A 24,658-nucleotide genomic window follows, 5' to 3' on the forward strand; every position below is an offset into this window, starting at 1 on the left:
CCGTCTGGTCGCTCATCAGAGCTGGTCGCGGATGTCGTGCGGGATGGCCAGGTGCCGAGGGAGCACCACGCCGAGGGGCAAGCCCGCGGCGAAGGCGGAGTCCTGCGACCCGTACACCGGCCGCAGCCGGATGCGGGCCTGAGCGGAGAGGCTGTCGATCGCGGCGCGCGCGTCTTCGATCGTTGCCGGGTCTTCGACGGTCGCCGTGACGACCATGCCGAAGTTCACAAGTCCCGCGCCGCCGGACTCCTCCGACTCGTTCGCGAACGCCGCCAGTGCGTCCTTCCGCGAGCGGCCGGTCGGCCGGCGGGACGAGCCGACGATGAACTCGGCGTCACGCTTGTCAGCCTCGACGATCGCCGCGGCCCGTGCCGGGTCGATCGGGCGGTAGAGCATGGTCACGCGCTTGCGAGCAATGTCGCGGTGCGGGGCGAGCAGGCGAGCCAGGATCGACTCACCGACGTTACCGCGCGGGGCCTGAGACATCATCCACGACACCGACAGGGCGGAGTCGTGGCGGTAGGAATCCCACGACGCCTGGTGGGCGGTCGGGCCGACCTCAGGCCAGTACAGCTCCGGCGGCTGACCGGCAGCGTTAGCCTGGTCGATCAGAATCGCGGCCGCCGGGTCGTAGGCGACACGGACGACCTCGCACAGCTCCTGAGCGGTCAAAGGGCGGGCCGAGCCTGCACCCGTCGACGACAGGCCCTGAGTCAGGCCCGGGAGCCGGTACGCAAGCTCCCGGCCCATCTCTTCGGCGGTGCGCTTGTTACTGCCGGTGCGGGTCGCACCGTTGAACGTGACGGCCACGTACGCCTTGATCGTTGCAGCCCCCGCCGGGTAAGTCGCGACGATCTTCCGCAGGACGCGCTTGGAGAACTCCGAGCCGCGCTCGTCGATGCGGCCGAGGACTTCGGACTCAAGGCGAGTGCCCGTGTCGGGTGCAGTTTCGAGCGTCACCGACGCGGCGACCAGGCCGGGCTCGTCGGCCAGGGCCTCAAGCCACGCGCCCCACTCGGAAACCCAGATATCGACCTGCTCCTGGTCGACGAGGGCCGACCCATCGGGCTCGGCACCGAGGACGATGGTGAAGTCGTTCTTGGACGGCACCTCGATCAGAGCGAAGGAACGTCCGTAGGAGTCCTGCTGCTCGGTCAGGCGCGATCCGGCGGCAAGGCCGGGCAGCTGGGCCGTGCCCCACTCGGCGAAGCCAAGGGGGCCCGAGCGGTAGAGGTGCGAGCCGCGGTTCTTGGCGAACATCCACCCCAGGCGGTTCATCATGCGGATCATCCCTGACTCTCCGTGCTTGTCTTTGACCGCAACGGTGGCGAGCACCCCGGCGAAGATCGCCGCGGTGATGAGACCCGCGGGCAGGCCTTTATTGGTGGCCACGACGATGACCATCACCGCGCCGGCGAAGCCGAACATCGTGGGGAACATGCCGAGCGCCCCGACACCGCGCGTGCGGGGCTTGCGCCAGTTGCCGTATGTCCGCGCAGCTGCGCGGCCCTCGAAGTTGCTCATGGCTACCCCTTACTTGGACCCCGAAGGGCCCTCTCCGGCTGAATCCTCGGCCGCGGACTTGACGCCGTCGGCTACCTTCTTGGCACCCTGAGCTACCTTCTGAGCTCCGATGACGGCGATACCGGCAGGACCTGCGGCAGCGGCAGCGCCCGAGGCCCCTGCAGAAGCAGCGGCACCGCCCGCACCAGCAGCGGCTCCGGCCCCCGCGCCGGCACCGGACGCGGCGCTCGCTCCCGCTGTCTGAGCGGCTGCACCGGACTGCGCTCCTGTTGGAGCCGCCTTGGCGCCGGCAGGTCCGCCTTTGAACGCGCCAGTGCCGCCGCCGCTGCGAGCACCGCTTGTCGTCGACGTCGATCCAGAGGCCGACGACTTCTCGCCGCCGCCGCCGCCGCCCCCGCCGCCGCCGCCCTCGTTCGCTGTGCGACTCGCGCTGGAACCGAGCTTGCGAACAGCGCCCGATGCGCCCTGCCCGGCGAGGGCACCGATCCCGCCCGCGATCGCTGCGCCAGCAGCGCCACCGCCTGCGGGGGCGACCATCGGCGCGATGAAGCGCATGAGTGCCGGCAGCGCCACGAGTGCGATGACCATGAGGGCCAGGCCCGTCATGATCGACCAGATACCGCCGTCGTCTTTTGCGAATAGATCCGTGCCGACGAGGCGGAACGCCGCCGCGTAGATCAGTGCGGCCGCGGGCTTGTAGAGGATGAAGGCGATGAGCCATCCCAGAGACTTGCGGAACCACTGCTCGCCAGTTGGGGTGTTCGTAAAGCTTGCCGTGAGAGGCAGAACGCCCGCGAGCAGCACGAGCATGGCCGAACGGACGACCATGAGGGCGACCTGGATAAACGTCATCAGGATCGCGATGAGAGCCAGGAGAAGCACGCCGATCGTGCCGATGGGTGACGATGCAGTCAGGGCGATCATGCCGGCCACGTTGGTGCCGAAGCACGACGAGGTTCCGGTGTCGGCCGCGACGTCGCAGTCCGTGGCGGCATTGAGAATGCCGACCGAGAACGCGTCGCCCGCGGAGACTGCGAGCTGGATGACAGTGAGGCCGATGGTCGAGACCATGATGAGCGTCAGCATCGACTTGAGCAGGTCACGGACCGGCTCGCCTCGCTGTGTCCACGCGATGCGGATGCCGGCGATGATCACCGACGCCACGGCCATCGTGAGTACGACATACCAAGTGGAGCTCTGCAGAAAGCCGACCGTTGTCGACGACCCGGTCGGAGCCGTCGTCGGGATCAGCCAGGCCACGAGCGATGATGCGCTCGTGACCAAGAACACCCCTCCGAAGATCAGGCCGAGGCGCCCCAGGCTATCCAGCCCGGTCTCCTCGGAGCGGGCGCGCATGAACACGATCGCGAAGCCGATGATCGACAGCACAGCGACCAGCAGTCCGATCCACGCGACGTAGCCGAGGATCGTGTCGAAGCTCGACGTGACCGTCTCGGTCGGGGTGTAGCCCGAAGCGTCCGCGTCTCCGCGCGTGAGCTCGGGACTCGGGACGTTGACCCAGAGCGTGCCGAGAGAACCGACGATCTTGCCGAACGTCTCGAGCGCGTTGTTCATGAGCTGCTGGACGGTGTCGTTCGCAGCCTTAGAAGCAACGGCCGAAGCGCCGTCTGAGACACACGCAAGAGGATCGGTAATGCCACAGGCCATAGCTAGACCCCTGCCGCCCACGGCGTGTATCCGCCGAGGCTCTGCAGGGCCGACGCCGCAAAGGGGAAGGAGCCGTCATCCGCGACTTCGACCTTCCAGTCACCATCGACCCACTTCATGACCATCGGCATGCTCACGAGGGTGTTTTCCTCGGACGTGACGGTCCAGACGACATCGATGGTTGTCTCGTCGGGCGAATAGTTGTTTACCTTGAAGCCAGCCACCTGCAAGCGAGTTGCTGAGGAGGTCGGCGCAGAGGAGGCACTGTCAAGTGCCGCTTCCTTACCGGGTCCCGGAGCGACGAGGTCTGCGATGTTCGGTGCCAAGCGGGCGTCGCTCGACTGGGCGTAATAGTTGACGATTGCGTAGAGGGCGCCCTTGGCGGTGTGCGCGTAGCAAGTACGGACGCCATCGTCAGATGTCTCCCCCGGACCCGCGCCGTCGGCGCCTGTGGGTGTGGCCACGGTGCCGACGAGTTCCCAATCCGTCGTGGGTGCCGACGTAAGGGTGTTCTCGGTGTCGTAGCCCTCGAGGCCACAGATTGATGCCGCGCTTTCGGGCACGTCAGCCGTCTGCGTCGGGGCCGGCGTCGGGCTAGAGGTCGTATCCTCACCGCCGCCGAAGACGCCGGTGACAGCGGCGGTGCCGCCGCCCACGAGGACAACGGCCAGGAAGATCGCCACAACGATCCACACTGGGCGGCGGTAGAACGGCTGCTCTGCGTTGCTCATGTAGGTGCTTTCTGTTGAGGCGAATCTTGGGAATGGGTTAGGCGATCACGAAGCCGACAAGAGATGCCGCTCCGAGTCCGAGGAAGAGACCGAAGCCGATCTTGATCAGGCGCTCCTGGATCTCGCCGCCCTCGTGACGGTTGTTGCGGAAGAGCATCGCGCCGGTGGCGATCAGGGCCAGGACCGCGAGCGGCAGCAGAATCCATTTCGCGATTCCGATGATGCGACCGAACTTGCCGGCCCAGTCAGCTGGGGCCTGGGGGTCGCCGTCGGGGACGACGACCGCGAGGAGGTGCTGCGCCTGCAGGGCCGTCGTGTTCAGAACGTCGAGAGCAAGGAGGGTGTTGGACATGGTGGTGATCCTTTCGAGCCGGGCTAGTTCGTTGAAGCAGTGAGGTTCAGGTCCGCCAGAAGAGCGCGGTATTCGCGTGGCATGCCGTCCGGGGAGGGCGGGCCCATCCGCCACGCCTCCACCCACGGAAGAGTCCACAGCCGGGGGTATCCCCCGGCGATGTGCTGCTCGAGCTGGCGGAGCTCCTTGGGGCGTCGGCCCGGGGCATCCGCGACCAGCACCAGCCCGGCCAGGTCGACTAGGCCGGCGGTCGTGCCTGCCGCCCACTCACAAGCGGCGCGCTGCGCCGCCATGAGTCCGGCGTAGTTCGTGCGGGCCACAACTGTCACCCGGTTGGAGGCGCCGCGCACGTTCGGGAGAGGCCACGCGTGCTCGGCGGGCTGGGAGCCCTGCACGAGCGTCGACAGCGTAGATTCCCCCGCGCCGCCGTGAGCCCCGAGCCACCACATCGAGACGCCGGTGAACACCTGCCGGGTCGGTAGGCGGTCGGCGCTCTCGGGCACCTGCACGGCCGTCGGCTGAGGAGCGGGCGGCCCCCGCAGCGCTTCGCGCCGAGTCGTGGACTGAATCGCAGGAAGAATCTCCTGCTCATCTCCGGAGGCCACTCCCCCGGTTACCCACGGATTCGTGTCGTCGCCCATGCGATCCCCCATTCAACCTTTGTGGTCTCTCTCTAGGCCGTCCCCCGCGCTGTCCCCAACATTGGGGACTGACGCGTCGGTCTAGTTTGTGTGCATGCTGCAAATATAACTATCTTTTGCAAGGTCGCAGACACTGCTCCAATTTCCTCTACGATTGTGCACCATCGGTAACCACTTCGGGGGGAGGGCTCATGGACTGGCGACATCTGGAGTTAGCCCAGTTCGGGTCGCTACTCACGGTCGAGGACGTCTGTGATGTCGTCTGCCTCTCCCTCAATCGCGTCCAAGGACTTTTTGCTCCTTCGCGGAGGGACGGACGCCTCTTCGGCGTCTGCGCAACTACCTGCTCCCCCACCCCACGACTGACTCACCCGTCACCCCGACCTTGAGAGGCGCAGATGACTGACACCCAGACCATCCCCGCGTTCCCCCGCATCGAAGCCACCATCACCCCCACCACCGACGGCCGTGCCACCGGCGTCCTCGTGGTGAACGGTGTCCCGATGCCGTTCGAGGAGGGAAGCGAGGACGACATCCGCCGCACGATCCTCACGAGCGTCCGAGGCACCGCCGAGCAGATGCACCGGGCTGTGCGTCTGACAACACACGACCGCTACGGCACACAGACCCTGTCAGTCAGCCCTAATGGTGTGACCGAGCCACTGACCGACCTCGACCAGACCGACACCGTCGCCGCAGCTGCCGCCGACGTCCCGGCCGCTCCCTTCTCGGCCGACGTGCCGCCGGCCTTGGCTGTCCCCTCGCCGGTCGAGGAGGGCGTCACTGCTGTTGCAGCGCCGTTGGCTGACGAGCAGCCCACCACGAGACGTGCAGCACGGCAGTCGTTCCTCACCCGCGAGGAAGTCGAGGAGCCCGCCACGCAGGGCATCCGCGGCACCCTTTCACGCATCGGTATCCGCATGTCGCCCTCGGAGGCTGAGCGACGCGAACGCGGGTGGAGCCGCATGGTCAGTCAGCACTGGCCCGGTCCCCGCACCATCGCGATCCTTAACGGCAAGGGCGGCGTCGGCAAGACCATGACGACCATCGCCCTGTCGAGCGTGTTCGCCCGCTACGGCGGCGCCGGCGTCCTCGCGTGGGACAACAACCAGACCCGCGGCACGCTGGGCTGGTCAACCGAGCAGGGACCCCACGACGCGAGCATCCTCGACCTGCTCCCGCAGGTTGACCGGCTCCTCGGCACCGGCGCTCAGTCGGCGGACCTTGCCCACTACGTCCACCACCAGACCCGCGACCGCTACGACGTCCTCCGCTCAAAACCCGAGGTCCTGGCCACCCAGCAGCGATTCGACGCCACGACCGTCGACTCGATCCACGCCGTCGCGTCGAAGTTCTACCGGCTCGTGTTCATCGATTCCGGCAACGACGAGACCGACCCGATGTGGGTCCGCGCGCTCGAGCGCGCGAACCAGATCGTTGTCCCCACCATCGGTGAGGCCAAGGCCGCCGAGTCGGCCGCGCTCCTGCTCGAAGGCCTCGCCGAGCGCGGCGGCCACTTCGCCGACCTCGCCGACAAGGCCGTCGTCGTCGTGAGCAAGCACAAGCACGACCTGCCCGACGCCGAGCTGACCCGCATGGCCAACGGCTTCCAAGGCCTCGCCCGAGACGTCGTCACGATCCCCTACGACAAGGGCCTCGGAGCCGACGTCATCAACTACGGCGGGCTCCGCGCCGAAACGCAGCGGGCATGGCTCGCCGCCGGCGCCGCCGTGGCGGGTGGCCTGTGACCGGCCGCAGCGCCGCCGCGATCCCGGTCGCGATCGCCACAGCGATCCTCCTCGCGGGATGCTCCGGCAACGCCGCTGACGACCAGCAGCTCGACCCGGCCCCCAGCGCCTCGTCGACTCCCTCGACCGAGCCGACGCCGACCCCCACCGTCTACGACGACGCGACGGCGCAGCCCGCCCCGGACGCGTCCGAAGGGTCACAGGCCTCCGCCGTCATGGCCGCCGAGAAGGTCGTCAGCGTCTACGCGCAGCCGACCCTCACCGCAGAGGCGTGGGCACAGCAGATGACGCCCTTGCTATCGCAGTCAGGCGCGGTCGCCTACCAAGGCCAAGACCCCACCACAATTTCCGCCACCCAAGTCACCGGTCACGGCACGATCGTCAGCGGCGCCACCGACGTCGCCCTCAACGTCCTCGTCCCCACGGACGCCGGCGAATACAACGTCGCCCTGTCGCGCACCGGCGACGGGGCCCCGTGGCTCGCCAACGAGATCCGGCCCACCGGCGGCGAATGAAGGGCGGCAGCAAGGGTCTGTTGATCCTCATCGGAACACCAGCGGCCCTCATGGGCCTCCTTGTGTTCCTCGTCGTGTTCTCCTTCGGCGGCAGTGCCGCGGCCGCGTGCAACACCATGACCGGTGGCAGCGTCGACGTCGACGCCGCCGCCCAGCACTCCCCCATCGACGGGTTCTCCGGCGACCAGCTCAAAAACGCCGCGTACATCATGAACGCCGCCGAATCACTCGGCCTCACCCAGCAGGCGCAGGTCATCGGGATCATGACCGCCATCGGCGAGTCCACCCTGCAGGTACTCGACCGCGGCGACGCAGTCGGCCCAGACAGCCGCGGCCTGTTCCAGCAGCGCGGCAACGGCGCGTGGGGGTCCTACGAAGACCGCATGGACCCCACGATCAGCGCCACCAACTTCTTCAAAGCCCTGCAGGCCGTCGAGGGCTGGGAGACCCTCGAGCCCACCATCGCGATCCACCGCGTGCAGATCAACCAAGACCCCTTCCACTACCGGCAGTACCAGCCGGCCGCGCAGAACATCGTCACGCAACTCTCCGGTGGCACCGGCGGTTCCACCACCTCCCCCGCCTCGAGCACCGCGACCCCGACGCCGTCTGCAACACCCGGCACAGCCGCCCCGACCAACGGATGCTCCGCCGGTGGCACCGTCCTGCCCCTGACGGCCCCGTTCGATCAGACCTCGGACTACGGCCCACGCGAGAGCCCCACCGCAGGTGCCTCGTCCTGGCACCCCGCGTACGACTACCAGACCCGCGTCTCCGGGGCCTCCGCGGGCCGCTCCGGCTACTCGTGCGGCTCCCCCATCTATGCCTCCCAGGCCGGCACCGTCACCGTCGCCGCCGACTACACCCTCTCGATCAAGTCCGCCGAGGGCTACACGATCAGCTACCTGCACATGTACCCGTTCGACATGACCGTCGGCGTCGGCGACGCCGTCAGCAGCGGCCAAAAAATCGGAAAGATCGGCTCCAACGGCCCGTCCACCGGCTGCCACCTCGACCTCCGCGTGAACACGGACGGCTCCACCAACGACAGCGTCAGCGCACTCCCCCAGTCGCAGACCATCGGCGGCCCCCAGGGCTACGTCGACCCCGAGGAGTTCTACTCCCTCTTCGGCGTCACGCTCTGCGGCGAGGACTGCGAGAGGAAGAGCTTTTGATGGCTGACACCCCGATCCCCCACCTCTCCATCGTCCGCGGCAACGTCTACCCCGACGGCACCGCACACATCAACTTCGCCCGCCACGACGTGCCACTCACCCCCGCGAACATCGACGACGCCCGCGCGCAGATCACGTCCTATGCCCTCGCCGTCGCCTGCGACTTGCTGCACCGGACCGTGCGCCTAACCACCGTCGACCCCGACGGGCAGTGGGCCCTCACCGCTCACCCTGACGGCAGGATCGCGGCCCTCGCCCTCGCCCCCGCCGCCAGGCGCTCCGTGACGGGCGAAGTGACCCCACGATGAGTGACACCAGCCCCGACGGAGCGGTCTACTGGAAGCAGCAAGGGATAATCAACCCCAGGGGTAGTGATTCTGAGCAGTTCGCCCCGGAAGAGCTACCCGCGCACCGTCTTTCTGATCAGACGGAGACCGAACGCCCGCCCTCGACCGGAGCTGCACTCCCGCGCATGGCACAAGACGACTATTGGGACAGCCTGCCTGTCACGCTCAAGTCCAAGGACCTCGAGCGCCTACTGCAGATCGGTCAGACGACCGTAAGCCTCTGGCTCAACCGAGGAACCATCCCCGGGCACCAGATCGCCCACTCGTGGATCGTGTTTCGATCTGAGGTGCGGGACTGGCTCGAATCGACGTCGACCGTTCCCGTCCCCGAGCACGAGCCCTACCCCGATCCCCTCGACGACTACGGCGACTACCTCAACTACCAAGACCTCATGGCCCTGCTCGGCAAGAGCCGGCCCGCCATCTTCGGGTGGCTCAACAACGGGACCATCCCCGCTATGCGCCCCGGCGGGCGCTGGCGCGTTGAAAAGAACACCCTCCGACGCCTCCTCGAAGAAACCAGCAACCAGCGCCCCGCATTCATCCCCCGCACCCGTCGTGGTGTTGAACCCAAGGGCGACGCGTCACCTTCAAGCGAGGAGGCCTGAGTCGTGCAGATGCTCGAAACGCCGCACCGCGTCCCGGGCCGTACCTCGGAAAATAACCACGACACGCGCCCCGATGAGGTCGGCGTATGCATCTTAAGTACCCATGATGGCTGCATGAGCGCAATTCGTGGGCTGGCCCACCGACCCCAGAACGTCCCAACGGTCCTTCTGCAGGGCCGCGTGTCACCGGAAACGCGTATGGAGGTCCGCGCAGCTGCGGCTGCCAGTGGCGTCTCCATTGCCTATTACATGGAAGCGCTCGTGGCCAAGATCGTTGCCGACCAGGGGTGCCTGCCCCTGGTCGAGCACCCCCGCGACAAGAAGCTCGAGGAGTTGCCTATCCCGGCTGCTTAAACGAAAGAGCCCGCCGCTTTCGCGACGGGCCTCTTCAAATTCGTTGCTCTTACCCCAGTAGCCGCCAAGCAGGTGGGTTCGAGCTCCTAGATCCGATCAAGAACCGGTAGTGCACCGGGCCTTAGTCGTACCCCCATCCCGAGGGAAGGTGATGGCATCAGTGTAAACAGCTTTTCTGTGCGCGCAAGCACCGCGCCGGAAAAATCACCCTCCGGCGTGTCGTCATCTCTGACAGCCGGTACGAACGATGCGTGGGCACTTACTCGTGTGTTGTCCCCGCGGGATTACGTGCAGCGCGCGGCCGAGTTCGTCGACGGTACGTTCCTGAACTCCTACGCCGCCCACCACGGCCTGGATGAGGAAGCCCCTGCCGGGCCCTGGGCGATGTGGCTGACGTCACGTCCGGGCTGGTTCCGATTCATCTGCTTCGACTTCGACGCCAAGAACGGCCGCCCCGCCTACGACGCCGCCCGGCTGTCGTACTGGCTTCACGAGGTGTCGATCGCGCACACGGTCACTGAGTCCGGCCCCACGGGCGGCCGGCACGTGTGGATCGCCCTCGACGAGCTCACCCCGGGTGCTGCTGTGCACCGGGTCGCGCGCCTGGCAAGGCAGCTGCTGCCCTCCCTTGACCCCTCCCCCCTGTCGGAGACCGGCGGTGCTGTCCGCCCACCGGGGGCCCCGCACCGTGTGTCGGGCATGTCGGTGCCGCAGGGTTCGCTGCAGCCGCTCTTGGCGCCCTCGACATCGATGGCTGACGTGGCAGCGCTTGATGCGCTGCTGGTCGATCTCGGCGCCGAGCTCGAGCCGGTGGACGTGTCCCTGGCCCACAACGTGAGGAAGGACCCGGGCGGGCACCCGTACCTGCTCGGGGCGCGACGGGAGCTGTCCGAGTACGTCCGGGGCCTACTCGATTCGGCGCCGGCAGGAGACACGTCCGCTGCAGCCGCGTCGATCCTCGCCGGCTGCGCGAACGCCAGGTGGCGGTACGACGACGTCGCCGCCCTGGTCGAGCACTCCGCGGGCCTTGAGCACCTCCGCACCCGCCGTGCCGGCACCCAACGTCTCCCCCGCACCAGCAGGCAGCAGGCAAGGACCCTGGCGTCGACGTGGGCCTCTGCTGTGGCGTATGTGTCGGCCAATCCTGCGGCCGCCGACAATGACCCCACCTTCCCGACCCGTGTTGCCGGCGTCGTGGCCACGATCGACCGGGTCCAAGAACGCGCCAACCTCACCACCGGCCTCTGGGGCGGCAGCCGAGGCCGAGGCGTCACCGGCCGCGGCTCCCTCGTCTTCCGCGCCGTTCTCGATGCCCTGTGCGTCTACATGCTCCAGGCGGCGTCCACCGAAGTCGAGGCCGACACCCGGCGCCTCGCGATCGACACCGGCTGGTCCGAACGCCGAGTTGGCGAAGTCCTGACCCTCCTCACCGCAAGCGACGACAGCTGGCTTCAACGCGCCGGGGAACGCACCGACAAGGCCCGCGGGCAACGGTTCCGCCTCCATCCCAAGTTCTCCACAGACCAGATGACGCAAACTCGCGCACAAGTGCTTGCACGCCCGGCGCCGACCCCTCCCGCACCTGACCCCCTTACCTCACGAGCCCTCCTTATCTCAGAACTTCAGCATCGACTGGCTCCCTTACGTACCGACACGTTCGCCGCACCCCATTCGCTAGGACGCGCTGCGGGGCACGTCTACCGGCTTTTGACCAGGACACACGGACAGACCGCCACGGACATCGCTGACGCAGCTGGATTTACCGTTCGCCAGGTCAAGACGTACCTCGGGCGGCTTATCTCCTTCGGGCTCTCCCGTCGATCCCGGAGCGGTTGGCTCCAGACACTTAAAACGCCCGAGGCGGCCGCGGAAACCCTTGACGTCGTCGGGTACCTCGAGCGCCGAGAAGCCCGCTACCAGGCCGAGCGCTCCCGATGGGGCCTCTGGCTCGACGAACTCCGCTGGCGTCGACAGAGGGGCGCCCACAAACCCCGTAGGCGGCGCCTGGAGCAACTCACCTTGACCGGCCTGGAGGAACGGACACGCGTTCGGTACCCCCGCGGCCCAGGCGGCCGGGCTCAGCATGGACATGTGTTGAGCGCATTGCTCGCGCTACAGGACACGCGACCTGGAGTCCGGTTTATGTGATGGATGAAAGTTGGCGACGCTCTTGATAAATATGTCTGGACAGATTGACGGATCGTTTCTCCGTGCTCGGCCGTGCCTCCCCAATTCCCGTGGGGGTTACGTCATGTATGTGTACAAGCGGACCATTTGAACGATCGGTTTGGGGTCTTTAATAATTACGTCCGGATGGACCACGGTGCACAGCGCTGGGCCGTGCAATGGCTGGAACAACCCGGCTGCTAGAAGGAATTAATTACGTCTTGACGGATTGACGTACGCACGTCTATCTGCCATTATCGGATTGAAGGCCCCACTGCCTATTAATTACGTCTAGACGGATTGTTCGACAGATCACTACCATACATTTGTCGAGTTGTGTTCCCAAATTGGTTGTTGGCCTACCTATTAATTACGTCTAGACAGATTGACGTAAGGAAGGATTTATTTGTGTCACCTCGGATAACAGCCATTGGCAACCGAAAAGGCGGCGTTGGAAAGACCTCCGTGACTCTCGGCCTCGCCTCTGGTCTTGCGTCACTCGGTCAGCGCGTCTGCGTTGTCGACCTCGACCCTCAAGCTGACATCACTGACACCCTCGGGGGAGTCGGCGACTTCAACATCTTCGACGTCCTCTACGCCGGCGACATGGGGACCTTGGGCCAAGCTGCAGTCGCCTCGAGCTGGGAGGGAATCGATGTCGTTCCCGGGTCCCAAGACTTAGCTCGAATCGACACTGAAAGTCTTGTTGGCGCGGAGTTGCGCCTGAAGGCTGCAGTTCAGTCGTCGCAGGAGTTGGACGCCTACGACCACGTCCTAATCGATCTTCCCCCCGCGTTGGGCAGGCTGACGCTGAATGGCCTTATCGCCGCTCATAATGTCGTCGTCGTAACTGAACCAGGGGCGTACTCCGTGCGGGGAGTGGCCGAGTTCCTTCAAACAGTCCAAAAGATTCAGACCGCGCCCTACCTCAACCCCGACCTTGTCTTCAGCGGCATCATCGTCAACAAGGTCAGCTCTCCGCGCACAGCAGAGCATAAGTTCCAGATCGGGCAGCTGCTCGAGGCGTTCGGCGACCAGGTTCACGAGCCGTTCCTGCCTCTGCGAACAGCCATGCAGGATTCCCAAAGCGGTGGAGTGCCTCTGGCAAAGGTGGGAACCCGAGGGGCAGCCATTCTCTTCGAGTATTTCACCCAACATGCCAAGCGCATCAACGGAGGAAACTGATGGTCATCGAGCGCAAAACGCTACAGAAGGCGCCGCAGCGTGACGTCGTGGAGTCGTTCACGAAGCCACCTCAGCCTGTGACTACTCCAGCTAGCCAGGCGCAGCTGGGGCGAGACGAATCGACCCCAACCCACGCGCCCACTAGGCGGGGGCCCGGGCGGCCGCGCAGTGCTCGGCGCATGGAGCCCTTCTCCAGCAAGATCGAGATCTCACTCCGAGATCAGCTGGACGAGTACATCTCCGAACACGGGGGCACAATGGTCGACTTCCTCGACGAAGCCATTCGTGACCGGCTCACAAAGTAATTACGTAAAGACGGAATTATCTCCTGGATGTCGTCGGCAGGCGGCGGTTCAAGAAGCCACTGGCCAACGGGGTCGGCCCGGTTCGAGATAGATCCGGTGACTATCCACGACAAGCCGTGTGAGCTCGTCGGAGACGTCTGCGGGATTGCAAAGGGATCGAGCGACGCGGTCGATTTTCGCTACGCCGTGAGTGCCGCCTCGCCGGTAAGCGGCTATCGACATGTCACCGCTCGAGGACCAGGCAGGCATTGTTTCCTCAGGCCTTCGCATCGCCGTCGTCGTCGTAATCGTCTTCATGGCCCCCACTGTGGGCGAGTACGAACGCCTGCCCGAGATATGGGCTGCGATCGACGACGTGGAGCCGCTGCGCGCTACGCCACTGGTCGTGGCCGTGCTGATGAACCGCACCGTCACCAACGCAGACAGCACGCCGATGTTCCGCGAGCCGATTACCGAGGAGGGCCATACGGTCCTGTCAACGACCATTCCTCGGCGAGAGCCCATTGCCCAGGCCTTCGGCAGTCCGGTCACCGAACTCGGCAAGTCCGCCGACGCCGCCGACGAGATCGAGAAGCTGGGAGCAGGACGATGACCAAAGCGGAAGAGCTGCGAGCACGAGCTGCCCGCGCGACGCAGACAGCAGCATCGACAACGCCCGAGCAGAACGAGCCCGGGGCACCCGCCACAGAGGCGACGCCGGCACCTCGGCCGAGCGTCATCCGTGCCAAGCCCGTACGCATCACCGCCGACCTGTCGCCCCAGGTCTACCGAGGCCTCATCGACTACGCCGCAGGCCTTGCAGAGACTCAGGGCCGCGTCCGCGTCGCGCACGTGCACGTCACTCGCGCCCTCGTTGCAGAGCTGCTGGAAAACGACGAGCTGCAGGGGGCCATCGCCCGCCGCGTCCGCGCGCAGCTCGACGACTAGAACGTCCGTAGTTCAGTAACTACTGCGTAGCTCAGTCGCCAGCGCGGATCTGCCCGCTCGCAACAAGATGAAGCCAAAAGAGCTCGTTTGCGAGGCTGGCGAGGTCATTGGCTACATCCTCATCCTCGGCCGTGTGCTCCTCGTGGCTCACGGATTGACCCGCGGGAGCGTCATCGGTGCGCCTTCGGCGAGGGGGTGCCGGTGGTCATGTCCTCAGTCTCACAGGGGGTGCCGTCACCGGAACCTATTTCGGACGGTCTATCTGAGACGGCAATACGCCCGGAGATCCGGGGGAGTGGTCGTAGCTTCAGATCGTCCGGTGAGCGATCCCCTACCGGACGCGTCGCCGCCTTGAAGAGTCGATCCGCCAGGAGGCAAACGAAGCACCTCTGTGGACGCAATCGCCAGTCGGTCGAGCTGTCCCGCCCGATAGCCTGACTTCATGGATCAGAACCGCCTCTTCTACGGCGACAACCTCGAGGTGCTCAAGGCAAGCATTCAGGACGAGAGCGTCGATCTGGTCTACCTAGATCCGCCTTTCAACTCGGCTCGCAACTACAACGTGATTTTTAGTCGGGATCGGGGTGGTGTTTCGGCTGATACTTCCGCACAGATTCAGGCCTTTGAGGACACGTGGACGTGGACGCCTGAAACTGAGCGCCAGTACGGAGAGTTGGTGAATGGAGGGCTGCCCCCGGCAGTCTCGGACACGCTCGTCGCGATGCGGACTCTGCTTGGAGAAAACGACGCGACGGCCTACCTCGTGAACATGGCTCCCCGCTTGGCCGAACTCCATCGGGTTTTGAAGTCGACGGGCTCGCTGTACCTGCATTGCGACCCGACCATGAGCCACTACCTCAAGATCCTTCTCGACGCTATTTTTGGGCCAAAACAGTTCCGCAACGAGATCATCTGGCACTACAGCGGCTGGAATAAGAAGCTCAAGGCCCACTACGAGCGCCGTCACGACGTAATTCTGGCGTACTCAAAAAGCGATGATGTTGTCTTCAACTCAGTGACAAACCCGTGGCTTTCGAAGGAGCAGTACCTCACCACACGTCGTCAGAAGCTCCACGTCGAAGACGACGGTCGTGAATATGTCATGAGCGACCGTGGGGGCGGGACTCGAATCAAGCGGTACATCGAGGAAGCGATGTCCTATGGGCGGCCGATGGATGATGTTTGGACCATCGACAAGCTCAACAATTCCTCGGCCGAAGCCTTGGGCTACCCGACGCAGAAGCCCCTCGCGCTCCTAGAGCGAATTATCAAGTCCAGCACTCAGCCCGGGGACGTTGTGCTCGATCCATTTTGTGGCTGCGGAACATCAGTCGACGCAGCTCAAAACTTGGACCGAAAATGGGTTGGTATCGATGTGACCTACATCGCTATTGACCTCATCGAGAAGCGACTCATCAGCACCCATGGCAAAGAAGTTGCCGGTTCCTACGTCGTATCTGGGATACCTCACGACAAGGCTGCGGCTTACGCCCTCTTCAAGAAGAACCCATTCGACTTTGAACGATGGGCCGTGTCTATGGTTGGGGCCCAGCCAAATGCCAAACAGGTCGGTGACAAGGGAATTGATGGTGTTGCTCGATTCCCGCTTGGAGGGAAGAAAGCCGAGACTGGTCGCATCCTGGTGTCGGTGAAGGGTGGCAAGAACTTGAACCCTTCGATGGTGCGCGACCTTGCAGGAACGGTCGAGTCGCAGAAAGCGGAGATGGGCATCTTCATTTCGCTGGGCGACCCGACACGCGGAATGATAGATGCGATCAATCACGCTGGTACCTTCACCCACCCCTCGAACGGTCAGGTGTATTCAAAGCTCCATATGATTACTGTCCCTGAACTGTTGAGCGGGAAAAGGCTGCACCTGCCACCCACCTTCCTGCCCTACATCCAGGCTCGCAGGCAGCCCGTCGCGCAAGATGCCCTGCCCCTGTGGACAGACGAGTGAGTGAATAACGATCCAGTCGAGCCGAGTCAGGTGTGAACGTCGAGTCAGCGTCACGCCTCGTCTGATCTAGACGGCGTCGCTAGTTCGCGCGTGGAGAGCGGCGTTCCCGAAGACGGAGGTGCGTCGTACGCTCCGGCCGTGGGGGTTCGAGGGTCAGGTGAGACGGCGGCGATGATTCTGCGCCGGCCGATCCCGACGCATCCGTTTGCGGTGCCGCCGGCACCGGGACAGTTCGGCGTCTGGCAAGTCCGCCGGGTGCGCTCTGCACCCCTTGGTTACGTCCTGTCGCGTCCCGAGCTGGGCGGCATTGCTTACCACTGCTACGCCCACGGCCGAGACGATGCCGGCGGCCGGCCCTGGCTGCGCCGAGAGGGCAGCTTGAACAGTGCCGTCGCGTGGATGATCCAGCACGAGGCCGAGCTGTCGGCCCTGACGGGCCGTCTGCATCTCGAACCGGACGAGTGGCCGTCGTGACCGCGGGTGACGCCCGGTCATGAGCTGGTTCGTCAGGCACCGCCCCAAGGGCGATACGAGCACCGAGGCCGTGGCCGTCGAGGTGAACGGCCCGACGCCGGCCGACGCGATCGACCAGGTGCGCGCCACGCTCCCTGAGGATCGCATCGTGACCTCGGTCGCTTCCTACTGAGCCCGAGAGAGGCGTCAGGGGTTGCGCATACTTTGGGCCCGGTCAGCTTCCCCCCGAGCTGGCCGAGAGCTGCCGGGCGGTCCCTAACCCGCTAGGCAGCAGCAGCCCCCGCATTCCGGCTCCCCCCAGCCGGACGGGGGCTTCTTCGTGCCTGCCACTTGCGCTCGAGTCAGCTATAGCGCTTCCTGGTGATCCAGACGCCGACAACGCCGGCAACGAGGATCAGGCCGCCAATCACGGCAAACGCAGTTCCCCCGGCTCCGCTGTAGATAAGGGAGAACATCCCGGCTGCAACTGCCGCGATCGACACCCATTTAAGTAGTTGATTTGGCACGGGCACCCTCTCTGTTCAGTGAGACAACTTGCCCCCTAGTGGCCAGTCTCGCGGCCTGGTGCGGTCTAGCCCAAGTAGGAGCCGCTACGCGGCGCTCAATGCCCTTCGGGCACGTCTTTTTGCCGTGAAGCCTTCGGCGGCTCGGTCGCTGCGCTCCCTCGTAGCCACCTCCGGGTCTCCGTTCAAGTGGCTGCGCCACCGGCTCCTCCGAGATTTTCGGCACGCGGTCGCGGGGCTCCCTTATTTCGCGCCGAAATTCTCTCCCCTGCCGCCCTCCGGGTTGCACTGCGCCCTCCGGTCGCTAAGGCGGAAAACCGCCTTCACGGCAAAAAAACGAGAGGGAGAGGAAGCAAATGCAGAAGCAGCAGATCACCACCGTCACGACGTTGGTCCCCGTGGTCACCGAAGAGGCGCTTAATCGCCAGCTGCGGAAGTTGGGGGAGCGCGACAGCGACCTCGCCCAGTACGCGAGCAACGGTTGGGCCCTTGTCCACACCCACGCGATCGCAGGCGTCGACTACACGACCTTCGTCGACACCCTGACCCGCAGCGAGTAACGGAAGGCGGGAGGGGACGAACGGAAATCGCCCCCTCCCGCTTTCCATCCTCACCGATCAGCCCCAGGAGCAGAAGCCATGACCACTACCGCCCCCACAACGCCCTACGTCACCAACGCTTGCCAGTTCTGTGGTGCCGCCAGCACCGTCGAGCTCACCGCGGCCGAGGTCGCCGCGTGGCTCACCGGCGCCCCGGTCCAGGACGCCATGCCCGACCGCCCCGCCCCGAGCCGCGAGCTCGTACGCAACGGCACCCACCCCGAGTGCTGGACGGCCATGTTCGGCTCGGCCGAGTGACAATGACCCAAGGGGGAACCGCCATGATCACCGTCTACAGCAAGCCCAGCTGCATGCAGTGCACCGCGACCTACCGCAGCCTCGACGCCAGGGGCCTCGAATACCGGGTCGTCGACGTCACCACCAACGACAATGCGCTCGAGTACGTGAAGGGCGAGCTCGGCTACCTCGGAGCCCCCGTGGTCGTCGTCTCCGAGCACGACCACTGGACCGGCTTCCGGCCCGACCACATCGACCGCGTCGCCCGAGGCGGCGGCGCCGACAACGAAGGAGTCACCCCATGAGTGACACCACCGGCCCCCAGCCCGCAGCCGGGAGCGCCGGACCCGTTCGCGATGAGCACGGGCGGTTCATCTACGACGCCACCTACGACCCCGCGGACGGCGACAAGTACGACGACGACACCCACCTGCAGGGCCTCGGCGACAACGACTAGCCAGGAGGTCCCATGGATTACGACACTTGGGCCGAGGAGGAGGTGCCCCCACCACTCACCGACGACGACGCGCCCCTCGACGAACCCGGGGAGGAGATCTATCCGTGGGAGCTGACCGACGTCGAACGCCGCGTCTACGAAGCAGGCTTCATGGTCGGTTACGCCTCCCGCGACGCCGAAGTCGCACAGCTCAACCACGAAGCGGACCGCCTCTACGACAAAGCCTTTAACCACCCCGGACGCATCCGCCGCTAGACGCGCGGAGGGGGAGGTCGTCGGCTAGTCGTTGATAGCCGCTGCTAGCTCGTCGGCTACGGCGACGAGTGCGTCCCAGTCGTACGCGTCAGCATCTCGCGGCCGAAGGAAGTTCACGCGAATGCGCAAGGGCTCCTCGGTCCCGACGAACAGAGCATTCCCGGATGCCCTGGCGAGCTCGCCCTGGATATCAAGCAGTGCGCCCGGGCCCTCGAGGTCATGAGCTTTGAGCTGCTTGGTGACCGTCTTCAGCGACTTGGCCAGGTTCTTCTGGGTTGTCGCGTCAAGGTTGTGGGTGCCCCACTCTCGAGCAAGGGTGTGCAGGCCGGCGAGGAACTGCGCCGCTTCTGCGTAGACCACATCGTCCCGGGCTGACACCCGTGTGTACCGGTTCGCCTCAATCTCCACCAGGCCGTAGGTGTGCAGCTGCGCGATCGCTTCCCTTACGGGTGTCCGAGAGACACCCAACCACTTCACGAGCTCCTCGTCGTTTAGGCGCTCACCGGGCTCGAGAGTGCCGTCGACGATCGCGGCGAGCATCTTCTCGAACACGATGTCGCGGAGGAGGCGACGAGGACCTGTCTCGGGGGGCGCGGTAGGAATCGGCATAGCCAGAGTTTGCCACATTAGGCGTCTGGTATACCAGCGATGAGTCTGTATCTCGAGATCTTGCTCGAGCGGCTGTCGCGTCGATGGGGGCCAAAAACGATCGATTGCGGGTGGACTCGGCCGAGGGGCGGATCGACCGGTGAGAAACGGTGACCTGTTCGAAGCGGGGTTTTGAACCGGTCCGGGTTTCTAGGAAGCCCGCGGGCCGGGCGCCCGTTGGGCGGTGGTCAATCGGGATGCCGACAAGGCCACGGTTGCTGTCGGCATCAAGAATGCTCGTCATTACTAGCCCGCACGGAGAACGTCGTTTATGGGAGGGGTCGTGACTCTCTGGGGTCAGCCGGCTACTACGGCGCAGAGCCCAAGGGCGAGCGGACGACTTGATGTGCTGTCATACCGGAGCGGAGGAGGGCTTTGAGGTTCGGGCGCGGATGGTCGCAGGGTGGCTTTGCAGGGTGAATAAGTGGACCGATTGCTCTGTGTGGATAGGTGCTCTTGCTCGGGGGAGTCGAAGGGTCATACGTTTCGGTTCGGGGTACCACTGTCATCGATCACACGGTGCGTTTTCGCAGGACTGCCCTTTCTTTCGGCGCTGTCCACGAACCCGTGGTGCTGCGCTACTTTGCTGCGCTGATCAAAGGAGACCCGCAGTGCCATCTGCTGTCCCGCTCGCCCGTCCGTCTCGATCCCCGCTCGGAGTGCGTGTCGCTCTAGTCGGCCTTACATCCCTCGCCCTGGTCGGTGGTGTCGCCCAAACCGCCCACGCAGCCCTTCCCGCAGGTCCCACGACGACCGGTCTCACCGGTGCACGTCCGTCAGCGACGGCGCTGCAGTTCCCGATCAGCGATCAGGTCCAGGCGTCGGTTGACGTCGTCACGGGCAACTTGATGGTCAACACGGTTGGGCTCTCGCTCACTGGCGTTACTTCGACGATCCCGATCGGGGCGTCGTACAACTCCCTGGGATCGCAGGCCGGTGTCACGACGAACCTGTCGGCGAACAACTGGACCTGGGGCCTTGCCTCGGCTGGCAGCCTCTCCCTCGTCGGTGCGAACGTCGTCTACACCGGTGCAGATGGAGTGACGTGGACGTTCACTCCTGTTTCCGGTTCAGCCACCGCGTATACGTCGCCCGCCGGTTTCAAGCAGGACCTCGCGAAGACCTCGACTGGCACGTACACGTTGACCGATCGGGAGTCCCGTCAGGTTGTGTCCTTTGACGTCGACGGCAAGGCGACCTCGGTGGCCGACCGCAACGGCAACGCCACGCAAATCACCTACGGTGCCAACGGGCAGCCCGCGTCGGTCGTCTCCACGGCGGGACCGACCCCGGCCCGCACTGCAGCTCTGGCGTACAACCCGAGCACCCTGGTCTTCACTGTGTCCCAGACCGGCGACTCGTACAACACCAGGACGGTGAAGTACCAGAAGGACTCCGCGTCGAACTTGGTCTCGATCGTCGACGCTGCCGGGAACGCGACCTCCCTGACGTACAAGGGCACGGACCTCACCAGCATCACATCGGTGACCGGTGCCAAGACGACCTTCACGTACGACGGCACCAGTCACAAGGTCACGAAGATCGACCAGGAAAACACCACGGCAGGGTCCCCGGGAACGTCGACAACCCGCCTGGCGTACGCGTCGACGACTCAGACTCTCGTGGCGGGTGCGAACACCGACACCGCTGCAGCGGTGTCGGCCGTGCCGCGGACGACCTACACGATCAACCCCACGCAGAAGCTCGTCACTAAGGCCGTCGATGCCGCCGGCCGAGAGCGCTCCTCCACCTACACCGGCAACGCCGACGTCGAGAGTTCCACCACGGGCCAGGCGGGCGCTGCGACCTCCGGTACCACGACCGGCACCTATGGGGCGAACGGCGGGAACAGTCTGTCCAAGGCCACCAGCCCCGGTGGTGCGTCCTCGAGCACGACGTACGGGTCGACCCCGGCCACCGCGTACCTGCCCGCCTCCTCGACGGATGATGCGGGCAACAAGAGCGTCAAGACTTTCAACGGTGCAGGCAACGCTCTCAGCAACGCTGACGCCTCCGGCGCCACGGCGACGCTGACCTACAACACCGACGGCACCGTCGCGACCGCCACCGCGCCCGGGAACGGCGCCAACAAGACGACCTACACCTACAACGCGAATAAGCAGCTGACGGGCATGACCCCCGTCACCGGCAGCAGCCTGGGCGCAAAGGCCTTCACTTACGACACCTACGGACGTCTCGCCTCACAGACCGACGGCCGGGGCAACACCTCGTACAACGGCTACGACAAGCTCGACCGGGTCGTCGAGATCCGCAACACCGACGACGCCCTCCGGGTCAACAACATCTACGACAAGGCCGGCCGCCTCACGGCCAGCCGCAGCGCCTCGGGCACGATCGACAACACCTACGACCAGCTCGGCCGCCAGCTCACCACGAAGAACAGCTCCGACGGCGTGACCGTGAGCTACGCCTACGACAAGGCAGGCAACCAGCTCACCCAGACCGACTCCTTCGGCACCTACACCAACGCCTTCGACGCCTCGAACGTCCTGACGTCGACGACCTACCCCAAGGGCGACAAGACCGCTCAGATCCAGTACGAGACCGACGCCAACGGCCGCCGCACGGGCACCTGGCTGCAGTCCAACGCCGCCCACACCGTGTGGGCCGGCAAGGAAGCGACCACCTACGACACCTCGGGACGCGTCGCGACGCTGAAGGCCTGGACCGGTTCAGGAGACACAAGCAACACGGCCGCGTTCGACACCACCTACTGCTACAACGCCAGCAGCCCCGCCCCCACCTGCGGCACCGCCGCCACCGGAGACCGGGCCAAGCTGCAGTGGTCCAAGGACAACATCACCGGGCAGACCACCAGCTACAGCTACGACTCCGCCGGTCGTGTCACCAAGGTCGCCCAGTCTGGCGGCACGGGCGCGAACACGTACGTGTACACGTACGACGCTCGAGGCAACCGTTTGACCGCAGTGACCACGGGAGCCACCCCGTCCTCGCAGACCCTCACCTACAACGCCGCCAACCAGATCACCACGGCCGGGTACAGCTACGACGGTGCCGGCAACATGACGGCAAACCCGACGACGGCGTTCACCTACAACGCCGCTCAGCAGATGACGAAGGCCGTCAAGGGCAGCGTCACCAGCACCTACACCTACGCCGGTGTGGAGCAGAAAGCCGTTCTCTCGGAGAGCGTGTCGAGCGGGGTCAGCTACAAGACCACTTACGGCAAGGCCGACCAGAACGGCAACCCGACGATCGCGACCTACACGGGCAACACCTCAAGCTCCCACGTGTACTCCGACCCAATCACCGGCCAGGCCCTCATGCTGACCACGTCGTCCGACATCGCCACGCTCTACATCTGGGACGGAACCGGCAACCCCGTCGGCCTGCTGACGGACTTCTCCACCAACGCGTTCTCCTATACGTACGACCCCTACGGCACCCGGACTCTCACCGCTGGCGGCACGGGCAACGGCGCCGGTCAGAACCCGTACTCCTTCAAGTCCGGCATCCAGGACCGCGCAAGTGGGCTCGTGAAGTTTGGGCTCCGTTGGTACGACGCGACCTCCGGCACGTGGACCCAGCAAGACACCCTCGACTCGCCGCTCGACCCGAGCAACGCGAATCGCTATGCCTATGCTGGCGGCGATCCGATCAACGCGTCAGACCCGACAGGTGAACGGCAGTCAGCGGGCTACTGCAAGACAGTGGCAGCAGTCGGAGCAGGCGCCGGCGCCGTGGCAGCCGGAGCTGCCGCCTACGGTGTCGCCACCGCACCGGGGAACGCCATCCCGGTGGCTGGACAGGTTAACACCGGAGGTGCAGTCGCTGTCGGGGTCGTCAGCGGGGCCATCGCCGCCGGTGCAGGCCTTCTCAGCGTGATCAACTGCTAGTTAGGAGACTCTGATCCATGTTGCTCGTGTTCGCCGCACTCTTGGTGCTGGTCTGTTTAGGCGCTTTCCTCTCCTTCCAGCGTTCATCGAAGGGGTTGACTCCGGGGCGGCGCATCACCCTCCTCGCTGGCATCGGGGTGGCGGTGGTGTGCGTGGTCATCTTCGCCGCCAACGAGTTCCTGGTCTGACACGCCGAGAACGGCCCTGGACCGAGGGGCGACAGCGCTGAACTGGCCCCCGACTGCCACGACCCCAGCTGATGTTCTTCGCAGCTGGGGTCGTGACGTTCGTTCCATGCCGTCGACTGGTCCTGTAGGAGTACCGGCGTTATCAGGAAACAATCGACCCGCGTTGAGTTGTAGGACTCGCGCGCGTCAGGCTGTCTAGCTCTACGCAAGGCCAATCGGTGGCGGCGCGCGCCAGTCAGTGGGGCACCAGGGAATTCAGGCCGTGGCAGAGGTTGTCCAGGAGCTTGCAGCAGGCCTTGCTGCAACCCAGAGCAGCTCGCGTAACTCAGGCTCGGCAAGGCCCCAGCTGTTGTCCTTCGCAGCTGGAGTCTTGACCTTTGTGTCACGTCTACGCATGACCTCCTAAACAGGCCGCCTGGAACCTAGATGAGTATTTGGGTATACCCCAGCGCTACGGGTGCTCGTAGGCTCGGCGCGCGTGGCGTTAGAGCGTGTTTCGCTCCTTTCGCCACAGGTGTGTGTCACGGTCTAAGAATGGTGCAGCACAAAACGCAGGTCGTGGCGTACGTCCGGGTGAGCTTTGTGGATCAGAACCTTGACCGGCAGCTCGAGGTGGTTGGGGAACGTTGACCGACGCCTCGGCTATCGCCCCGAGGACCCGTGGGTCATCCGATCGGCGTCGAGCTTCGCGATCCCAGACGGCGAGCCCGCGGCCGCCCCGAGCACATTCGCGTCGTGGCGGGACTGACGACGGGCTCGTGCCGCGTGGATCGCAGCCGAGCGCGAGCGGGCGGCGATCGCCACAGCGGTGGCCGCGGACGCCGCCGACATCGCCGCCGTAGTCCGCGCCCAGTCGTTCGGTTCAGGGCTCGCGCTCGGGACTCTCGAACTGCTCGACGGCACCGGATCGCCCCTTGAGGCAACCGACGTCCTCCTCGCGTTCGACGAGCTGATGACCATTGTCGACGCCATGCGCGAGGCCGGCAACGCTAGCCCTGCCGACGTCGCAGACGTCCTTGCAATGGTCGATGTCGTGCAGCGTCACATCGAGGCGTGCGCTCCCGAAGAACAGGCCGCTATGAGGGCGCAGCTGCGCACTGCCCGCGCATGGCTGTCTGAGTCTTGTCGGCGTCAGTAGACCGTTAGGCGTCGACCCGGGGGAGTGTCACCGCGGACTCCTCCGATCTTCCCAGGGCAGAGTCGGGCTCTACGT

27 protein-coding genes are annotated in these 24,658 nt (G+C 65.3%); 21 read left to right on the forward strand and 6 right to left on the reverse strand.

Features of this window, described 5'->3' with window-relative positions; all coding sequences use genetic code 11:
* Positions 1 to 15: 15 nt before the first annotated feature.
* From IFT45_RS13885 to IFT45_RS13905, 5 genes are all read right to left on the reverse strand, one after another.
* The gene (locus tag IFT45_RS13885; protein WP_192128843.1) at positions 16 to 1,524 is read right to left on the reverse strand and encodes an SCO6880 family protein; all 1,509 of its coding nucleotides are present in this window, start codon (positions 1,522 to 1,524) and stop codon (positions 16 to 18) included.
* A 9-nt stretch (positions 1,525 to 1,533) separates the two neighbouring features.
* The gene (locus IFT45_RS13890; protein WP_244638020.1) at positions 1,534 to 3,099 is read right to left on the reverse strand and encodes a type IV secretion system protein; all 1,566 of its coding nucleotides are present in this window, start codon (positions 3,097 to 3,099) and stop codon (positions 1,534 to 1,536) included.
* Positions 3,100 to 3,194: 95 nt separating this feature from the next.
* Positions 3,195 to 3,923, reverse strand: coding sequence for a hypothetical protein (locus IFT45_RS13895; protein ID WP_192128848.1), 729 nt, complete (start codon positions 3,921 to 3,923; stop codon positions 3,195 to 3,197).
* A gap of 37 nt (positions 3,924 to 3,960) precedes the next feature.
* Positions 3,961 to 4,275, reverse strand: a complete 315-nt coding sequence (locus IFT45_RS13900; protein ID WP_192128850.1) for a hypothetical protein — start codon at positions 4,273 to 4,275, stop codon at positions 3,961 to 3,963.
* Between the two features lie 23 nt (positions 4,276 to 4,298).
* Positions 4,299 to 4,916 carry a DUF6668 family protein gene (locus tag IFT45_RS13905; protein WP_192128852.1) on the reverse strand — a complete coding sequence of 206 codons (618 nt, stop codon included), beginning with the start codon at positions 4,914 to 4,916 and terminating at the stop codon, positions 4,299 to 4,301.
* Between the two features lie 398 nt (positions 4,917 to 5,314).
* Between IFT45_RS13905 and IFT45_RS13910 the strand changes: the two genes are divergently transcribed.
* From IFT45_RS13910 to IFT45_RS13995, 18 genes are all read left to right on the forward strand, one after another.
* Positions 5,315 to 6,664, forward strand: coding sequence for an AAA family ATPase (locus IFT45_RS13910; protein WP_192128854.1), 1,350 nt, complete (start codon positions 5,315 to 5,317; stop codon positions 6,662 to 6,664).
* Complete coding sequence (locus tag IFT45_RS13915) at positions 6,661 to 7,179, forward strand: hypothetical protein (protein WP_192128856.1); 519 nt, start codon at positions 6,661 to 6,663, stop codon at positions 7,177 to 7,179. The genes IFT45_RS13910 and IFT45_RS13915 overlap by 4 nt, the downstream gene beginning before the upstream one ends.
* A gap of 20 nt (positions 7,180 to 7,199) precedes the next feature.
* The gene (locus IFT45_RS13920) at positions 7,200 to 8,354 is read left to right on the forward strand and encodes a M23 family metallopeptidase (RefSeq protein ID WP_244638021.1); all 1,155 of its coding nucleotides are present in this window, start codon (positions 7,200 to 7,202) and stop codon (positions 8,352 to 8,354) included.
* Positions 8,354 to 8,662 carry a hypothetical protein gene (locus tag IFT45_RS13925; protein WP_192128861.1) on the forward strand — a complete coding sequence of 103 codons (309 nt, stop codon included), beginning with the start codon at positions 8,354 to 8,356 and terminating at the stop codon, positions 8,660 to 8,662. Before IFT45_RS13920 ends, IFT45_RS13925 begins: the two co-directional genes overlap by 1 nt.
* 164 nt (positions 8,663 to 8,826) lie before the next feature.
* The gene (locus IFT45_RS13930) at positions 8,827 to 9,309 is read left to right on the forward strand and encodes a helix-turn-helix domain-containing protein (RefSeq protein ID WP_192128863.1); all 483 of its coding nucleotides are present in this window, start codon (positions 8,827 to 8,829) and stop codon (positions 9,307 to 9,309) included.
* A 3-nt stretch (positions 9,310 to 9,312) separates the two neighbouring features.
* Positions 9,313 to 9,663 carry a hypothetical protein gene (locus IFT45_RS13935; protein WP_192128865.1) on the forward strand — a complete coding sequence of 117 codons (351 nt, stop codon included), beginning with the start codon at positions 9,313 to 9,315 and terminating at the stop codon, positions 9,661 to 9,663.
* Between the two features lie 177 nt (positions 9,664 to 9,840).
* Positions 9,841 to 11,811, forward strand: a complete 1,971-nt coding sequence (locus tag IFT45_RS13940) for a hypothetical protein (protein WP_192128867.1) — start codon at positions 9,841 to 9,843, stop codon at positions 11,809 to 11,811.
* Between the two features lie 426 nt (positions 11,812 to 12,237).
* The gene (locus IFT45_RS13945) at positions 12,238 to 13,014 is read left to right on the forward strand and encodes an AAA family ATPase (RefSeq protein ID WP_192128868.1); all 777 of its coding nucleotides are present in this window, start codon (positions 12,238 to 12,240) and stop codon (positions 13,012 to 13,014) included.
* 525 nt (positions 13,015 to 13,539) lie between these two features.
* Positions 13,540 to 13,911: a ParA family protein gene (locus IFT45_RS13950; RefSeq protein ID WP_192128870.1), complete on the forward strand. Its 372-nt coding sequence runs from the start codon at positions 13,540 to 13,542 to the stop codon at positions 13,909 to 13,911.
* Positions 13,908 to 14,246, forward strand: coding sequence for a DUF2274 domain-containing protein (locus IFT45_RS13955; RefSeq protein WP_192128873.1), 339 nt, complete (start codon positions 13,908 to 13,910; stop codon positions 14,244 to 14,246). The genes IFT45_RS13950 and IFT45_RS13955 overlap by 4 nt, the downstream gene beginning before the upstream one ends.
* A 442-nt stretch (positions 14,247 to 14,688) precedes the next feature.
* Positions 14,689 to 16,206 (forward strand): DNA methyltransferase, encoded by a 1,518-nt coding sequence (locus tag IFT45_RS13960; RefSeq protein WP_192128875.1) that lies wholly within the window; start codon positions 14,689 to 14,691, stop codon positions 16,204 to 16,206.
* Between the two features lie 171 nt (positions 16,207 to 16,377).
* Positions 16,378 to 16,680 (forward strand): hypothetical protein, encoded by a 303-nt coding sequence (locus IFT45_RS13965; protein ID WP_192128877.1) that lies wholly within the window; start codon positions 16,378 to 16,380, stop codon positions 16,678 to 16,680.
* 19 nt (positions 16,681 to 16,699) lie between these two features.
* Positions 16,700 to 16,852 carry a hypothetical protein gene (locus tag IFT45_RS13970; RefSeq protein ID WP_192128879.1) on the forward strand — a complete coding sequence of 51 codons (153 nt, stop codon included), beginning with the start codon at positions 16,700 to 16,702 and terminating at the stop codon, positions 16,850 to 16,852.
* Positions 16,853 to 17,539: 687 nt separating this feature from the next.
* Positions 17,540 to 17,743, forward strand: a complete 204-nt coding sequence (locus IFT45_RS13975) for a hypothetical protein (protein WP_192128881.1) — start codon at positions 17,540 to 17,542, stop codon at positions 17,741 to 17,743.
* A gap of 78 nt (positions 17,744 to 17,821) precedes the next feature.
* On the forward strand, positions 17,822 to 18,040 hold the full coding sequence (locus IFT45_RS13980; RefSeq protein ID WP_192128883.1) for a hypothetical protein: 219 nt from the start codon (positions 17,822 to 17,824) through the stop codon (positions 18,038 to 18,040).
* Positions 18,041 to 18,063: 23 nt separating this feature from the next.
* Positions 18,064 to 18,324: a glutaredoxin-like protein NrdH gene (gene nrdH, locus IFT45_RS13985; protein ID WP_192128885.1), complete on the forward strand. Its 261-nt coding sequence runs from the start codon at positions 18,064 to 18,066 to the stop codon at positions 18,322 to 18,324.
* Positions 18,321 to 18,476 (forward strand): hypothetical protein, encoded by a 156-nt coding sequence (locus IFT45_RS13990; RefSeq protein WP_192128887.1) that lies wholly within the window; start codon positions 18,321 to 18,323, stop codon positions 18,474 to 18,476. Before nrdH ends, IFT45_RS13990 begins: the two co-directional genes overlap by 4 nt.
* Positions 18,477 to 18,488: 12 nt before the next feature.
* The gene (locus IFT45_RS13995; RefSeq protein WP_192128889.1) at positions 18,489 to 18,731 is read left to right on the forward strand and encodes a hypothetical protein; all 243 of its coding nucleotides are present in this window, start codon (positions 18,489 to 18,491) and stop codon (positions 18,729 to 18,731) included.
* A 24-nt stretch (positions 18,732 to 18,755) separates the two neighbouring features.
* Here the strand turns inward: IFT45_RS13995 and IFT45_RS14000 are convergent, their stop codons facing one another.
* Positions 18,756 to 19,340, reverse strand: coding sequence for a GntR family transcriptional regulator (locus IFT45_RS14000; RefSeq protein ID WP_192128891.1), 585 nt, complete (start codon positions 19,338 to 19,340; stop codon positions 18,756 to 18,758).
* Between the two features lie 650 nt (positions 19,341 to 19,990).
* Here IFT45_RS14000 and IFT45_RS17910 point away from each other — a divergent pair.
* The 3 genes from IFT45_RS17910 to IFT45_RS14015 all read left to right on the forward strand — a co-directional run bounded on the left by IFT45_RS17910 (position 19,991) and on the right by IFT45_RS14015 (position 24,583).
* Positions 19,991 to 23,257, forward strand: coding sequence for an RHS repeat-associated core domain-containing protein (locus IFT45_RS17910; protein WP_192128894.1), 3,267 nt, complete (start codon positions 19,991 to 19,993; stop codon positions 23,255 to 23,257).
* A gap of 17 nt (positions 23,258 to 23,274) precedes the next feature.
* Positions 23,275 to 23,445, forward strand: coding sequence for a hypothetical protein (locus tag IFT45_RS14010; RefSeq protein ID WP_192128896.1), 171 nt, complete (start codon positions 23,275 to 23,277; stop codon positions 23,443 to 23,445).
* An 808-nt stretch (positions 23,446 to 24,253) separates the two neighbouring features.
* Positions 24,254 to 24,583, forward strand: coding sequence for a hypothetical protein (locus IFT45_RS14015; protein ID WP_192128898.1), 330 nt, complete (start codon positions 24,254 to 24,256; stop codon positions 24,581 to 24,583).
* Positions 24,584 to 24,658 lie beyond the last annotated feature (75 nt).

Origin of the sequence: Frigoribacterium sp. CFBP 13707 (genome assembly GCF_014842245.1) — a bacterium.
In the GTDB taxonomy this organism is placed as follows: Bacteria; Actinomycetota; Actinomycetes; order Actinomycetales; family Microbacteriaceae; genus Frigoribacterium; species Frigoribacterium endophyticum.